The sequence below is a fragment of the Microbacterium sp. UBA1612 genome, from assembly GCF_002321605.1.
Lineage (GTDB): Bacteria > Actinomycetota > Actinomycetes > Actinomycetales > Microbacteriaceae > Microbacterium > Microbacterium luteum.
Genome location: NZ_DCMW01000033.1, coordinates 1 through 14,413, shown reverse-complemented (window position 1 = coordinate 14,413; position 14,413 = coordinate 1). Strand labels below are relative to the sequence as shown.

Genomic DNA, 14,413 nt, shown 5'->3' with positions numbered 1-14,413 from the left:
GAAGACGAGCTCGTGCGGGCGGTCGAGCGCCCACAACCGGGTCGCCGCGGCGACGGCCATGACGGCTGCCGGGCCCACCCAGGTCGGGAGTCGCGAGACGATCACCCGCTCATGCTAGGAGAATGGACGCGTGCTCATCCTCGCCGCGACGCCCATCGGCAATCTTGGCGACGCCTCCCGCCGGCTGATCGAGGCGCTGCAGAACGCCGAGACGATCGCCGCGGAGGACACCCGCACGGCGATCCAGCTGATGCGCGCGCTCGGCGTCGATAACCGTCCGCGCCTGGTGGCGCTGCACGAGCACAACGAGCGCGAGCGCGCCGCATCGCTGGCCGAGGAGGCACGGGAGGCCGACATCCTGGTGCTGACGGATGCCGGAATGCCGACCGTGAGCGACCCCGGCTTCGTGCTCGTGCAGACCGCGGTCGCCGCCGGGGTGACGGTGACCGCGATCCCCGGACCGAGTGCGGTGCTGACGGCGCTCGCGCTCAGCGGGCTGCCCACCGACCGGTTCGCCTTCGAGGGCTTCGTGCCGCGCAAGGGCCGGGTCGCGTCGTTCCGGGCGGTCGCCGCCGAAGCGCGCACGCTCGTGTTCTTCGAGAGCCCGCACCGCATCGGCGACGCCCTGCAAGATGCGGCGACGGCGTTTGGCGAGGATCGCCGCGCGGCCGTCTGCCGCGAACTCACCAAGCTGCACGAGGAGGTCGCGCGCGGCACGCTCGCCGAGCTGGCGGAGCTGTTCGCGGACGGCGCCCGCGGCGAGATCGTGCTGGTCGTCGCCGGGGCCGAACCGGTCGAGGCGTCGATCGACGAGGGGGTGGCCCGCGTCCTCACCCTCGTTTCCGAAGGCTCGCGCCTCAAGGAGGCGAGCGCCGAGGTGGCCGAGCTGACGGGACTCTCACGCAAGGAGCTCTACGACGCGGCGCTCAAGGCGCGGTAAGGGTCCTCGAGCTCGTGCATCACGGTGCGAGCGCCAGACGGACGACGAACGCGGCGCCGCGGGCGTTGGTCACATCGATCGAGAGCTGCACCGTGGGCCCCGTCCGCACCACGCTCACACCGGGGGAGCTCTCGATCACGGCGTCGGCGTCGAGGTGGAGCTCTACGGTCACCGTCCCGGTTCGGGCCCGCGTGGGCTCGACGATCGTGAGGGCGATTTCGTCACCGTCTCGCTCCGTGGTCACCGACAGCGGGGCTGAGGTGGTCAGGTAGTCGACGCCGTCGCGGGTGAGTGTCGCCGCATCCCAGAAGTTCGCGGCGATGGCCATGTTGGCCGTGTCCTCAGCCGCGGAGACGGTCGGCCCGTCGGCGAGAATCCGAATCGTGGGGGCCGCGGCGAATGCCTCAGTCGTGGCCTCGGTTGCGCCCGGGAGAATGATGTACGCGTACCCGGCGTTGCTCGGAGTCGTCCCGTGGTCAATCCAGAGCGTCGAGTAGTCACCGGTCCGCGTCGTCGAGGAGCCACTCGCCGAGTTGATCGCCGCCCAGCTCCCGGTGCGCGACTCGCGCAGAACCTCAAGGTCGATTCCGTCAGGAAAGACGTAGCCGAGGCGGCTGTCGCCATTGGTCAGCTGCGCCCACTCCGCTCCAGAGATCGATTCGACCGCGCCGCTCGTCGTGCCGGCGGCGCTGCCATCGACGACGAGGGTCGATCCTGGCTCGGTGCGGCGATTCTCGATGATCGTCTCGATGTGGCGAGCGGTCCCGTCCCAACCGTTGCCCGCGACGCTCGAGCGTGAGATGTCACTTCCCACTGCCACGATTGCGCCGTCGAAGAAGAACCACGACTTCCGTGCTTCGAGGTCGCTTCCGTAGGCGTCGAGCACCATGCCGGACGCGGCGGCGGTCCCATCGACTCCGGCGGACGTCCCCGCGAAGGCATTCGTCGGCTTGTATCCGGCGCCGTTGGTCGCCGAACGTGTGTGGGTGTCGACCGTTGTGCCGGGAAGTCGGTAGCGATTGACCGTGGCCCAGTAGTCCTCAGAGAACTGCTCGCCGTCGATGTCGTGAACGTATGTCATGCCGTCGGCGGTGTACCACGACCGGAAGTTCTCGTTGTTGATCGATTCGAATGTCGCCAGCCGGTTGCTGGACATGGCCACGGCGACCGCGTAGTCGCCGTCGTGATGGACGACGCGCGCCATGCTGGTAAAAGCCCACGTGCCGTTCAGGGCGGCGGCGGACCCCGAGGCGACAGCGGCTTCGCCGAGCGCGAGTTCGCTCAGCGATCCGTTCTCCCAGAACGTGGTGACGTCGCCGCCGAGGTGGCGGGCGACGATCGCGCGGATGCCGTCGGAGTCGCCCACCGGTGCCGACTCGGCCAGGACGAGCAGCGCACGCAACGCGGTTGATCCCGCTTCCACATCGGGGTTGTACTCCCGCGACATCTCGCGGCCGCGCACGCTGTCCATCATGATGCCGTCGAACATGACGGGGTCGAATGCGTCGCGGGCCCACTCATAAACCCGAGCGACATCCGGATCGGTCACCTCCCACGGAGTCCCGCTGAGGAGCAACAGGATGTCGGCAAGGTTGAGCAGGAGCGAGGTCCCGTAGCCTCCGGTGTACGGGTACCAGGCGTGCTGGACGAATGACCCATCGGCGTAGAAGCCGTCTCCCGATGTCACCAGATCGAACACCGGCGAGAGGCCGGTGCTCGCCGCGCTGATCTTCGCGCTGTCCCCGACGATGACGCCGCGGAGTCCGACGACCATCGCCTTCCAGACCCGATTGGCGCCGGTGAGGTTCACGCTCGGGCTGAAATGGTCGACGGCGTCCATCGCTGCGTCGATGTCGGCCGCGGCCAGTTCGTCGTGCAGCACGACGACGATTTCGTTGACCTCGAGCGGAAAGCCGATTTGGGGGTACCACCAGTTGCCAGTCGCGGGCATTCCGTCGTAGTAGCGCTGCGCGATCACCCAGTTGAACGTCGCCACGGTGTCCTCGAGCAGGTCGGGGTCGTCGCTCAGCGCCGACCCCGGCGTTGCCCACGCGACTGCCATCGCCTTGATCCTGCGAAGCGCCTCGAGGGTGTCCGCCTGCTCCGCGGTGCTGAGGTCGCTCCAGGGCTCCGCGCCGGGAGACACGCTCGACCAGTAGCCGAGCGCCGTCGCGGTCTGCGCGGCGAGCCGCGACGCGTACGGCTCATGCGTCGTGTCGATGGCGGCATCGCCGATCAGGTGGGCGCGCCACGCCTCGCGCGCTGTTGCCGCGGGTCCGGTGGTCGGGTCGGTGGTCGGATGGCCGCATTCGATCAGCTCGGACGATGTCGGCGACCAGCGGAACCACTCGAAGTGGGCGTCGACCGAGCCGGCACTGCTCGCGGCGCCGCGGAGAGCTGTCGGGCCGACGCCGATGGGTGCGAAGGTCCCGAGCGCAACACTGCCGGACAATCCCGAGAAGGTTTCGCCGTCGAGCGAGTATGAGCCGGTGATGCTCCCGTCGGTGTTCGTCAGTCGAAACCAGTAACTCGACCCGTGCCCGGAGGGAACCGAGATGAAGCCGGAGTTGTTACCGCTGCGATTGAACTGAATCCGACGTTCGCCAGACGACCAGTACACGTCGAGGACGATCCACTCGTCGGAGTCGTCCCACAGCAGCAGCCCCGCCTGCTGGTAGCTGCCGGTCGGATCGATGGTGACCTGCGTCGTCACCTGCCAATCGCCGCTGGGGAGCGGTTGGAGTGGTGCCGGCGCCGCGGAGGAGTTGGCGGCGACCGTGGGCATGATGAGCCGACCCGCCGACAGGCTGGAGCTGACGGGGCCGTTCGCACTCGCCGTCCAGATCGCTGGGTCGAGGGCGGCCCCCTCGAACTCATCAGAGCCCTCGGCAGCGCAGATGTTGAAGAGGGGGCCGTCGCATGCCGCGAAGGCTTCGGCGTCGGGCGTCAACCGGAACCAGGAGAAGCGGGCGTCAATCTCTGTTGCCGAACTCGAAGCGCCGCGCAGCGCCGTCGGCCCGATCCCGGTGGGCGCGAACGCGCCGAGCGCGATCGTCGCGCCGACGCTCTGAAAGGTTTCGCCATCGGTGGAGTACTGGCCGCGGATGTGGGTGCCGTCGCTCGACATCCGCAGCAGATAGCTCGGGCCGGCACCCCCGGGCAGGGTGATCGGGCCGGCGTTCGCGCCGCCGAAGTTGAGCTGCACGCGTTGTTGTCCATTCGAGTGATACACGGTCAGTGCAAGCCACTCGCTCGCGTTCTCGCGCAGCATCAGTCCGGCCTGCTGGTACGAGCCGACGGGTGAGATCTCGACCTCGGTCGTGATCTCCCATGTGCCCTCGGGCACCGGTTGCTGCAGGTGTGGCACGGTCGCGGAGTTCTCGGCGACGGTGGTCAGGACGAGATCGCCGTCGTGGAGGGTGTACGGAACGGGCGCCCCGGTGCTCGACGCCCAGAGGGACGTGTCGAGCGTTGCGTCAGAGAACTCGTCCGACCCGGGGGCGGCGCACGCGTGCGCGAGGGGGTCGCCGGGTGCCGCGGCGGTTGCGGAAGGGGCGTGCGGTGCGATCAAGGCCGACACGGCGATCAGGGTTGCTACCACGAGAGACGCGGTGACGGTTCGGCGTGACGGCGCAGGGAATGCGAACATCTCAACTCTCCATTGAGTCCAGCCGCTTGTTGCATTTAGTGCAACAGGCGAATCATCTGACACAACGAACAGTAGGCGCCCTCGGCGCGCGCGTCAACGGTGCGAGTGCTCCGTCACAGCCCCGCGACGGTCGGAACCCAGTCGGGCCGACGTTCGTCGACGTGAAAGCGTGCGTAGTAGTCGCCGACCTTCTCATAGTGGCGCTCGTACTTGTCCATCTTCTCCGGGTCGAGTTCGACGCCGAGCCCGGGGCCCGTCGGGACGCGGATGGCGCCGTCGATGTAGGGCATCTTGCCGCCGACGATGATGTCGTCGACAAGGTAGTGGTAATGGGCATCTCCGGCCGTCGACATTTCGGGGATCGTGCTGGCTGTGTGCAGCATGGCCGCGAGCTCGACCCCGAACTCGACTCCCGAGTGCATGGCGACGCCGAGTCCGAAGGTTCGACAGATCGCAGCGAGCTCTTTGACGCCTCGCGGGCCTTCCCAGTAGTGCACGTCGGTGAGCACGATGTCGACGGCGCCGAGCTTGATGGCCGGCGCCAGGTCGTCGAACTTGGCGGGATACATGTTGGTGGCGATCGGAATTCTCACCTGCTCGCGGACCGCTGCGTTCCCCGTGAGCCCCCACGCGGGATCCTCGAAGTACTCGGGGCGCACGGCTTCGAGCCGCTGGCCCATGCGGATCGCGGTCGGGACCGACCACACGCCGTTCGGGTCGATGCGAAGGCGGTAGTCGTCGCCGAGTCGCTCGCGGCAGAGTTCGAGAACTCGCACCTCTTCTTCTGGAGACAGCACGCCGGCCTTGAGCTTCATGGCACTCACGCCGAGTTCTTCCGTGAGCTGCTCGCAAAGATCGGCCATATCTTCGGCGCGCTCGTCGTCGCCGCCGCCTGGACGGTCGTAGCGCCAGAAGAGGTAGGCGATGAAGGGGATCTCGTCGTGGATGGCTCCGCCGAGGAGATCGCTCACCGGTCGGCCGACGGCTTTGCCCTGGATGTCGAGGCATGCCATCTCGATCGCGGCGTACAGGCGCGCGTTCGACATGTAGTAGATCGACCGGAGCACTTTGAGCTTGATCATCTCGAGGTGGAACGGATCGAGCCCGATGACGCGCTCCCGCAGCTTCATGAGTGCGCCGCGCTGGTCTCCGCCGCCGACCTCTCCGAGGCCGACGAGGCCCTCGTCGGTGACGACCTCGAGGATCGTACGCAAGAAGTAGCCCGGGTGGACACCCGTGGAGTGGCGGAGCTTGCCATCGGTGGGAATTGCCACGGTTCGGGCCCGGAGGTCGACGATCTTCATTGTTCTGTTCCGCCTCTTTCGTCGTGATGCTGCGTCGAGTGTCAGCGTAGCGAAGTATCGACCACTTGTCTTGTGTAGTGCAACAGCTGTATTGTCTAGTGCAACGACACGATCTTGTCGATCCACGAACAAGGAAGCTCAATGACGAACCCTTACTCCTACTCGCGTCCGGTCCCCGAACTCATCGAGCGATACCGCGCGACGTACTCGGGTGCTGTGTACGACGTCCTTGATGAACTCGGCTACCCGAATCAGGCGCTGGCCATGGACATCAAGCCGATCGACAACACCTGGGTCATGGCGGGCCCCGCCTTCACGATGAAGGGCATCCCGGAGCCGACCGGCGACGCGAAGCTGCGCGAGCGGCGCATCCACATGTTCGGGGCGATGAAGGAGGCGGGAGTTCCGATCATCGACGTCCGGGACTGCAGCTTCGACATGCAGGCAGCGCACTACGGCGAGATGAACGCGACCGTCGGTGGCGCCTGCGGAGTCGTCGGCGCTCTTGTCGACGGAGGATCGCGCGACACGAAATTCTTGCTCGAACGCGGCTTTCCCGTGTTCGCGCGCTATCTGACCCCGGTCGAAGCGGTCAAGCGGTGGAGCTACTACGACTGGCAGCTCACGGTATCGCTGCGCGGCGCCCTCACCTCGACCGTTCAGGTCTCGCCGGGTGACTTCATCATGGGAGACCTCGATGGCGTCGTTGTGATCCCTCGCGACCTTGTCGTGTCGGTCCTGGAGAAGACCGAAGAGCTGATTCGCCATGAAGACGCGGTCCGTGCGGAGTTCGAAGCGGGCGAGGACCCGGTCGCGGTCTACCAACGGCACGGTCGGCTCTGACCCGATCCGATAGCCTCGCGGGACAACGATGTGATGGGAGTCGGGTGTTCGATTTCACAGGTCTTCGCGCACTGGTGACGGGCGCGACGAGTGGCATCGGGCGAGCTGTCTCCGACGGCCTCGCGGCGGCGGGTGCCGATGTTGTCCGACACGGGCTTGAATCCGATGATCCGGAGCTCGCGGTCGATCTTGCGGCGGCGGGCGCGGCTGAGAAACTGGCGAGCACCGCGCTCGCCGGGGGGTCGATCGACATCCTGGTGCTGTCGGCATCGCTCCAGGTTCGGGCGCCCTGGCTCGCCGCTGCCCCCGTCGATGTCGAGCGGCAGCTGCGAGTCAACCTGATGGCGAGCCTCGAACTCCTGCAAGAGATCGTGCCGGGTATGCAGGCGCGGGGTTTCGGTCGCGTGCTCGTACTCGGCAGCGTTCAGCAGCGGCGGCCGCACCCCGACATGGTCGCCTATGCGGCGTCGAAGGCGGCGCTCGCCAATGTGGTGCAGAACGTCGCGCGTCAACTCGCACCGTTCGGGACGACCGTCAACATGCTGTCGCCTGGTGTCATCGAGACGCCGCGCAACTCGGAGGCGCTTGCGAGTTCCTCGTATCGGGACCAGGTGCTGTCCTCGATTCCGGCTGGGCGGATCGGCTCGACCGATGACTGCCTCGCAGCCGCGCTCCTGCTGTGTTCGCGTGAGAGCGGCTACATCACCGGCCAAGACCTCGTCGTCGATGGCGGGATGACGCTGTGATCGAGGTCGAACGTCGGCTGCGGCGACTCAAGGTGCTGCCGGTTCTGACCGTTGACGACCCGGGCCGCGCGGTCGAGGTCGCGCATGCGCTCGTTGCCGGCGGGCTTCCGGGCGCCGAGGTCACGTTGCGAACGCGTGCGGGGCTCGAGGCGATCGCCCGGCTCGCGGGCATCGACGGCTTCCTCGTCGCTGCTGGGACGGTGATGCGGACCGAGGATGTCGAGCGGGTGCAGGCCGCGGGTGCGGCATTCGCGGTCTCACCGGGCTTCGACGCGGCGGTTTTCGACCGTTCGAGTCGGTGCGGCCTTCCCCTGATTCCGGGTGTTGCCACCGCGACCGAGATCGACTCTGCCGTGCGCGCGGGGGCGGATGCCGTCAAGGTATTCCCCGCGACGCAACTTGGCGGACCGCCGTTCGTGCAGGCCATGGCCGGACCTTTCCCCGAGGTGCGATTCCTCCCCAGCGGTGGCATCCGCCTGGATTCGGCGCGCGCATACCTGGCGATCCCGAGGGTGCTCGCCGTCAGCGGGAGCTGGATGGTGCCGACGGGTGCTGCACCCGAGGAGATCGAGCGGCTGGCCAGGGAAACTGTTGAGGCGCTGCGATGACGGGGCTCGTGCTGACTCTCGGTGAGAGCATGGGGCTGGTCCGCGCTGTCGAGCCGGGGCGCCTCGAACTGGTCTCGACAATGACGCTGGGATTCGGTGGGGCCGAGTCCAACGTCGCGATCGCACTCGCGCGGCTCGGGGTTCCCGTGCGCTGGGTCGGTCGCGTCGGCGCCGATGGTGTCGGGCGGAGGATCGCGCGCGAGCTTCGGGCCGAGGGTGTCGATGTCGTGGCGCTCGAGCAGCATGACGCGCCGACGGCGCTGATGCTCAAGAACACGGTGGCGGGCATGACGGTCGTCTCCTACTACCGCAAGGGCAGTGCCGGGAGCATGCTCGATCCCAGCGATGTCGAGAGGTTGGATCTCTCCGGTGTTGCGCTCGTGCACGTCACGGGGATCACTCTCGCCATCTCGGAGAGCGCCCGTCAGGCGACGCGGCGTCTCGTCGTGCGGGCGCGAGAGGCGGGGTGCCTCGTGTCGTTCGATGTGAATCACCGCTCGGCGCTGTGGGCGGCGGACGTCGCCGCCGCGCAGTATCGGGAGCTGGTTGCCGATGTCGACATCGTGTTTGCCGGCGCCGACGAGGCCGAGCTCGTGCTCGGTGCCCGCGAGGAACCCGCCCGCCTTGCACGTGGTCTGCGTGCGCTGGGCCCGCGAGAGGTGGTGGTCAAGCTCGGGGAGGCGGGATGCCACGCGCTGTCGGCCGAGTCAACCGTCGACCAAGCCGCGTACTCCGTCAACGTCGTCGACACCGTGGGTGCGGGCGATGCGTTCGTCGCCGGGTATCTCGCTGAGCTTCTCGCAGGGTCGCCGCTTGAGACGCGCGCACGCACCGCGGTTCTCGCTGGCGCGATGGCCTGCACGAGTCCAGGGGACTGGGAGGGGGCGGCATCAGCTCGCGAGCTCGAGGAGCTTGCGACGCGCGGAGCCGACCCGGTGAAGCGCTGACCCCGCCCTGAGGAATGCGGCGCGCTCAGCGCGCGACGTGTCGCTCGGAGTCGCAACGGCCGTCGGCCTTCGACGACGTCCGATCGCGGATGTGCGCCGAGTCGTGCGCTCAGAGAGCGAGCGCGGCGCTCAGTGCGCGAGCCGTGCGGAGAACCTGAGCGCCGAGGTCTTCGATCCGTGGCTCCACCCGGTAGTTGGGTCCGGAAAGGGTGAGCGCGGCGATGGGTTCCCCGTCGCTGTCGACGATCGCCGCCGCGAGGCGGGTGACGTCGTCATGCCGATCGACGGCGGCCCACCCGCGTTCGACCGCCTCGGCGACGTCCGCTCGAAGCTGCTCGACATCGATCTCTTCACCGCGCGCATGGGCGTCGGCCTCGAGTTCGGCGATCAGGTGGTCGCGAGTCTCGACGTCGAGTTCCGCAAGGAGTGCGCGCCCCATTGCCGTCCGGTGCATCGCGAGACGTGAACCTACGGCGCTTCGCACCCGGATCGATCGGTCCGGCTGCTCTTGCGCGATGAACACGACGAAGTTCTCCTCGCGAATCGCAAGGTGCACCGTCTCCTCGCTCGAGTCGCGCAGCTCGGCGAGGAAGGGTCGGGCAACGTTGCTCAGCTCCTCCTGGTGGGATCGGTACTCCCGGGCAAGCCACAGACACCGGCTGCCGAGAACGAAGCGGCGGTCGGTGGCTCGTTGTTGGACATAGCCCATCTGGCGCAGCGTCGCGAGGAGTCGAGAGACCGTCCCCTTGTCGAGATTCGCGCGGGTCGCGATCTCGGTCACGCCGATCCCGTCGGGGTTGCTGGCGACGATCTCGAGCAACGTCACGCCGCGCACGAGGGTGCGAGACGGCGAAGCGGGTGCCGGCGTCTTCGCGGGCATGAGGACTCCTTGCGCTGGGGATTCTTGGACGATATTCGATGCCGACTTGACATTGGGCCAACGGGGCCGCATTCTGGTATCTCATTCTACACAACCGTGTTGCAAAAGATGCAACACCTCAATGACGAGGCGCAGATGACCAGAACCACCGAACGCGTGGCCCGCCGGGGCTCCGGTTCGCACCCCGTGCGCCGGGGACGCCTTGAACGTATCGACAGCCTGTACGGCTACGCGTTCATCGCCCCGGCGGTGCTCGGATTCATCGTGTTCGTCGCCGTCCCCATCGTGGGCGTCTTCGCGTTCAGTTTTCAGGACTACAACAGCCTGTCGGGGCGAACCAGCTTCGCGGGTTTCGACAACTACGCCGAGCTCGTCGCCTCGGGCACCTTTGCCCGGGTGCTTCAGAACACCGCGCTGTTCTCCGCGTTCGTCATTCCCGCGAACATCCTGATCGGCCTCGCGCTCGCCGTGCTCGTCAACCAGCGCATTCCCGGAATCGCGATCTTCCGCACGGCGTACTTCGTGCCCGTCGTGGTCTCGCTGGTCGCGTGGTCGTTGGTGTGGGAGGTGCTGCTGCAGGACTCCGGCGGACTCAACGGCTGGCTCGCGATGGTCGGCATCGATGGCCCGAACTGGCTGGCGAGCACCGAATGGGCGATGACGACGATCATCGGCGTGCAGGTCCTCAAGTCAGTCGGCGTGAGCATGATCCTCTTCCTCGCGGCGCTGCAGGACGTGCCGGTCGAGCTGATCGAAGCGAGTCGCATCGACGGCGCGCGGCGGTGGCAGTCGTTCCGACATGTCACGGCGCCGTTGATCGCGCCGACGACCGTGATGGTGGGGATCCTCGCGACGATCGGGTCGCTCAAGGCGTTCGCGCAGGTGTACCTGTTGACCGAAGGTGGACCTCAGCTATCGACGTCGATCCTCGGCTACTACATCTACGAGCAAGCGTTCCGCGCGTTCCAGGTCGGCTACGCGAGCACCGCGGCCGTGTTCTTGTTCGCCATCGTCCTCGCCCTCACCTTGTTGCAGTGGTGGACCAGAAAGCGCTGGGTCTTCAATGAGTCTTGATCTCGACTACGACACCGATGTGGACCCCGCGGCCCCGCCGCGCGAAGCACGACGGGGCTCCTCGCGGACTGGGCTCGCGCGCGTGGGCATGTTCGCGCTGATGGGACTGATCGCGATTCCGTTCGTGTTTCCCGTCTACTGGATGTTCTCGACGGCGCTGAAGACGTACGGCGGTGTCTTCGAAAGCCCGCCAGTGCTCTTCCCGGCGGAGCCGCAGTGGCACAACTTCCTCGCGCCGTTCTCACAAGGCCCGTTCCTGCAGCAGTTCATCAACTCGCTCTACATCGCGACTCTGACGACCGCAGGCGTGATCGCCGTTGCGTCTCTTGCAGGCTACGCATTCGCCCGCATTCAGTTCCGCGGTCGCAACGCGTTGTTCGTGATGCTGCTCAGTGCGCTTCTCGTCCCGCCGGAGGTCACGATCATCCCGTTGTTCCGGTTGATCTCCGCGTTCGGATGGGTCGACTCCCACCTCTCGCTGATCGTTCCGTCGATGTTCGGAGTACCCGCGGTGCTCGGCATCTTCCTGATGCGCCAGTTCTTCATCAGCTTGCCTGTGGAACTCGAGCAGGCGGGGCGAGTCGACGGCCTGGGTCGGTTCGGCATCTTCTGGCGAATCGCCATGCCGCTGGCGAAAGCGCCGGTGGCGGCGCTCGCCATCTTGACCTTCCTGAACAGCTGGAACGACTTCCTTGAGCCGCTCGTGTTCCTGCGCAGCCGCGAAATGCTGACCATCCCGATTGCCCTGCAATCGTTCACAGACCCGATCACGGGTGTCCCCATCTGGAACGTCCAGATGGCGGCCACGACCTTGAGCGTGCTCCCGGTGCTCGCGGTGTTCGTCATCGCGCAGCGTCAGTTCGTCCAGGGCATCGCCGGGACCGGCATCAAATAGCGCACCACCGCGTGAGCGACATGCTCACGCATTTCCCCCCAATGATGAGGAGAACCACACCATGACACAGCGAAACTGGCGGCTGGCGGCAATTGCCGCCACCTCGGCTGGAGCTCTCGCGCTCGCGGGATGCGCCGGAAGCGGCACCCCGACGTACGACGAGCCTGTCGACCTGACCATGACCGTCTGGACCGGTGACGAGACGATTCTCGCGACCTTCCAGGCTTTGGCCGACGAGTTCCGCGAGGAGAACCCGGAACTGGGTGAGCTCACGATCGAGACGATTCCTTTCGCTGAGTACAACTCTCAGCTCGCGATTCGGCTCAGCGGCGGCGACGCACCCGACCTCGGCTGGATCGTCGAGTCGGCGACCCCGGCGTGGGTCGACTCGGGAGCGCTCCACGACGTCAGCGTGCTCAAAGATGACGCCGACTGGGACTTCGACGACATCATCCCGAACCTGTACGCCGAACTGGAAGGCGACAACGGGGAGATCTACGGGTACCCATTCGCGGGCACGACCCACCCGGTCATGTACAACGTCGACGTCTTCGAAGAAGCGGGCGTGACGACTCCGGCGGAGCTCCTGGAGCGGGGCGAGTGGACCTGGGAGTCGCTGCGTCAGATCTCGAAGGAGATGGTGGACTCCGGTGTCGTGACCTACGGCTTCGACATCCCCCAGTGGAACTTCACCAGTTACGCGCTGTTCACCCCCTTCTTGAAGGGCTTCGGCGGCGTGGCGTACCCCGGCGGAGACACCTGCGGTTTCACCGATCCGGCGACGGTCGAGGCCTTCGAGTTCGTGCACGACATGATCTTCGAGGACGGCAGCTATCCGACTCCCGGAAACACGTCGAGCTTCCCGACCGGCGACACCGCGATGTTCCTCGGAGCTCCGAGCGCTCTCGCTCAGCTCGCGGACTCGACGTTCGCGTTCGACATGGTGCCGCAGCCCGAGGGCGACGTGCCCTTCAGCCCGTTCATCGGACAGGCGTCAATGGTCGTGTGGGAGGCGGGCGAGACGACCGAGCTCGCGACTCGCCTGTTCGCGCACTTCACGAGCAAGCACGGCTCTGAAGAGCTTCCGTATGTCGCGCCGCGGTTCTCGCTCGCGACCCCGGAGTTCATCCCGGCTCGCTACGCCGAAGAGTACCCGGGACTCTCGGAAGCATCGGCCCAGCGCTCGCTGATCGACACGCTCTCCGTTGCTCAGCAGATCCCCTACCCGGTCGAGTTCCCGCAGCTCGAAACGGCGACCAAGCCGGCGCTCGACGGCGTGTGGGTCGCTGACGCGGACATCGCGGCGCAGCTGGCTGCGGTGTGCGAGGTCGCCGACCCGATTCTCGCGGGCTGATCTCGGCATGAGCAACGGCGGCGGGGACGAACGACTTGGTTCGTCCCCGCCGTCGTTCGCGGCGGTCCCGCCGCCGCTCGTCGAGTGGGACTTCCGGGCTGGCTTCCGCGCCGTCGACGACAGCGGGCACGGTCTGCGGCTTCGTCCGCTGTCCGCTGTGGGGCCGCGATGGCGGGCGGACAGCGAAGTCGGCGGTGCGATGCACTTCGACGGGGTGACGGATGCTCTGACAATCCCCGCCGCCGAAACCGGAGCGCTTGACGTCTCCCGACGTGGCGACCAGGTGACCGTCGTCGCCTTGGTGCGTCGCAGCTCGCTCGCGACTGGATTCATCGCCGGCATGTGGCAAGAAGACGATAGTGATCCGCGACGGCAGTACGGTCTCTTCGTGAGCCTGCCCACCTACGGCGGTGCGCAGCAGGTATGCGGCCATGTCTCGGCGACCGGTGGGGCCAACCCTGGCATCCCGTTCAGTCGCGACTATGCCGCGAGCGAGCGTCAGGTTGCGCTGGGGCGCTGGAGTGTCGTCGCGTTCAGCTACGACGGCGCCGAGATCGTCGCCTATCTGGACGGCGAGGCCGACGCGCGCCCGCACTACCGCGAGCCGGGGCCGCCGCTGGGGGCAGGGCTCTCCTACGCGAAGAACCCGTACCGATTCCCCGACGGCCTCAACCGCCGTGTAACATCCGACTTCACGATCGGCGCGGTCCGGCTGTCTGCGGGGATGGGCAACAACTTCGCCGGTGACCTCGCGCGAGTTGCGGTCTGGGCCACCGCGCTCGACGCCGCGCAGCATCTCGCCCTGGCGCGCGCCTGGCACGACCGCGGTAACACCTCCGCACGCTCAGTAGACTGACCCTCATGCCTGCAGGCGCCTCCTTCTACATCGCGACGCCCATCTTCTATGTCAACGACGTGCCCCACATCGGTCACGCTTACACGGAGGTGGCCGCCGATGTTCTTGCGCGCTGGCACCGGCAGGCCGGTGACGACACCTGGCTGCTGACCGGCACCGACGAGCACGGCCAGAAGATCCTGCGCACCGCGGTCGCCAACGACACCACCCCGAAGGCGTGGGCCGACAAGCTGGTGGCGGAGGCGTGGCAGCCGCTGCTGTCGACGATCAACATCGCCAACGATGACTTCATTCGCACCACCGACGAGCGGCACGAG

The 14,413-nt window shown here is 67.0% G+C and carries 13 protein-coding genes; 10 read left to right on the top strand and 3 right to left on the bottom strand.

What is annotated here, in order from left to right:
• Positions 1-130: 130 nt before the first annotated feature.
• Positions 131-940, top strand: a complete 810-nt coding sequence (rsmI, locus tag B3S45_RS12120) for a 16S rRNA (cytidine(1402)-2'-O)-methyltransferase (RefSeq protein ID WP_286720879.1) — start codon at positions 131-133, stop codon at positions 938-940.
• A gap of 19 nt (positions 941-959) precedes the next feature.
• On the opposite strand, the gene B3S45_RS12115 is transcribed toward rsmI, so the two are convergent.
• On the bottom strand, positions 960-4,520 hold the full coding sequence (locus B3S45_RS12115) for a polysaccharide lyase family 8 super-sandwich domain-containing protein (protein WP_286720878.1): 3,561 nt from the start codon (positions 4,518-4,520) through the stop codon (positions 960-962).
• 182 nt (positions 4,521-4,702) lie between these two features.
• Entirely contained in the window at positions 4,703-5,893 is a 1,191-nt protein-coding gene (locus tag B3S45_RS12110; RefSeq protein WP_286720876.1) for an enolase C-terminal domain-like protein, read from the bottom strand.
• 141 nt (positions 5,894-6,034) lie between these two features.
• Here B3S45_RS12110 and B3S45_RS12105 point away from each other — a divergent pair, with 141 nt between their 5' ends.
• The 4 genes from B3S45_RS12105 to B3S45_RS12090 are packed head-to-tail and all read left to right on the top strand — an operon-like array spanning position 6,035 to position 9,037.
• Positions 6,035-6,736 carry an RraA family protein gene (locus B3S45_RS12105; RefSeq protein WP_286720874.1) on the top strand — a complete coding sequence of 234 codons (702 nt, stop codon included), beginning with the start codon at positions 6,035-6,037 and terminating at the stop codon, positions 6,734-6,736.
• 44 nt (positions 6,737-6,780) lie between these two features.
• Positions 6,781-7,482 (top strand): SDR family NAD(P)-dependent oxidoreductase, encoded by a 702-nt coding sequence (locus B3S45_RS12100; RefSeq protein WP_286720872.1) that lies wholly within the window; start codon positions 6,781-6,783, stop codon positions 7,480-7,482.
• Positions 7,479-8,090 (top strand): bifunctional 4-hydroxy-2-oxoglutarate aldolase/2-dehydro-3-deoxy-phosphogluconate aldolase, encoded by a 612-nt coding sequence (locus tag B3S45_RS12095; RefSeq protein WP_286720871.1) that lies wholly within the window; start codon positions 7,479-7,481, stop codon positions 8,088-8,090. Before B3S45_RS12100 ends, B3S45_RS12095 begins: the two co-directional genes overlap by 4 nt.
• Positions 8,087-9,037, top strand: a complete 951-nt coding sequence (locus B3S45_RS12090; RefSeq protein WP_286720870.1) for a sugar kinase — start codon at positions 8,087-8,089, stop codon at positions 9,035-9,037. The genes B3S45_RS12095 and B3S45_RS12090 overlap by 4 nt, the downstream gene beginning before the upstream one ends.
• 109 nt (positions 9,038-9,146) lie before the next feature.
• Here B3S45_RS12090 and B3S45_RS12085 read toward each other — a convergent pair whose 3' ends face one another.
• Positions 9,147-9,917 (bottom strand): IclR family transcriptional regulator, encoded by a 771-nt coding sequence (locus B3S45_RS12085; RefSeq protein WP_286720869.1) that lies wholly within the window; start codon positions 9,915-9,917, stop codon positions 9,147-9,149.
• A gap of 9 nt (positions 9,918-9,926) precedes the next feature.
• On the opposite strand from B3S45_RS12085, the gene B3S45_RS12080 reads away from it, so the two are divergent.
• The 5 genes from B3S45_RS12080 to B3S45_RS12060 form a co-directional block, all read left to right on the top strand.
• Entirely contained in the window at positions 9,927-10,991 is a 1,065-nt protein-coding gene (locus B3S45_RS12080) for a carbohydrate ABC transporter permease (protein WP_286720868.1), read from the top strand.
• Positions 10,981-11,886: a carbohydrate ABC transporter permease gene (locus B3S45_RS12075; protein ID WP_286720866.1), complete on the top strand. Its 906-nt coding sequence runs from the start codon at positions 10,981-10,983 to the stop codon at positions 11,884-11,886. Before B3S45_RS12080 ends, B3S45_RS12075 begins: the two co-directional genes overlap by 11 nt.
• A gap of 61 nt (positions 11,887-11,947) precedes the next feature.
• A complete protein-coding gene (locus B3S45_RS12070) occupies positions 11,948-13,240 on the top strand; it encodes an extracellular solute-binding protein (RefSeq protein WP_286720864.1) in 1,293 nt (430 codons plus the stop codon).
• 7 nt (positions 13,241-13,247) lie between these two features.
• Positions 13,248-14,096, top strand: coding sequence for a LamG-like jellyroll fold domain-containing protein (locus tag B3S45_RS12065; RefSeq protein WP_286720862.1), 849 nt, complete (start codon positions 13,248-13,250; stop codon positions 14,094-14,096).
• 5 nt (positions 14,097-14,101) lie between these two features.
• Positions 14,102-14,413 (top strand): class I tRNA ligase family protein (locus tag B3S45_RS12060; RefSeq protein WP_286720861.1); only part of this gene is annotated, 312 nt, incomplete at its 3' end.

What these genes read in the sequence shown, in the direction of transcription:
- B3S45_RS12085 (WP_286720869.1), bottom strand. Translation starts at nt 9,917, where the DNA reads ATGCCCGCGAAGACGCCGGCACCCGCTTCGCCGTCTCGCACCCTCGTG.
- B3S45_RS12110 (WP_286720876.1), bottom strand. Translation starts at nt 5,893, where the DNA reads ATGAAGATCGTCGACCTCCGGGCCCGAACCGTGGCAATTCCCACCGAT.
- B3S45_RS12065 (WP_286720862.1), top strand. Translation starts at nt 13,248, where the DNA reads ATGAGCAACGGCGGCGGGGACGAACGACTTGGTTCGTCCCCGCCGTCG.
- B3S45_RS12075 (WP_286720866.1), top strand. Translation starts at nt 10,981, where the DNA reads ATGAGTCTTGATCTCGACTACGACACCGATGTGGACCCCGCGGCCCCG.
- B3S45_RS12070 (WP_286720864.1), top strand. Translation starts at nt 11,948, where the DNA reads ATGACACAGCGAAACTGGCGGCTGGCGGCAATTGCCGCCACCTCGGCT.
- B3S45_RS12090 (WP_286720870.1), top strand. Translation starts at nt 8,087, where the DNA reads ATGACGGGGCTCGTGCTGACTCTCGGTGAGAGCATGGGGCTGGTCCGC.
- B3S45_RS12105 (WP_286720874.1), top strand. Translation starts at nt 6,035, where the DNA reads ATGACGAACCCTTACTCCTACTCGCGTCCGGTCCCCGAACTCATCGAG.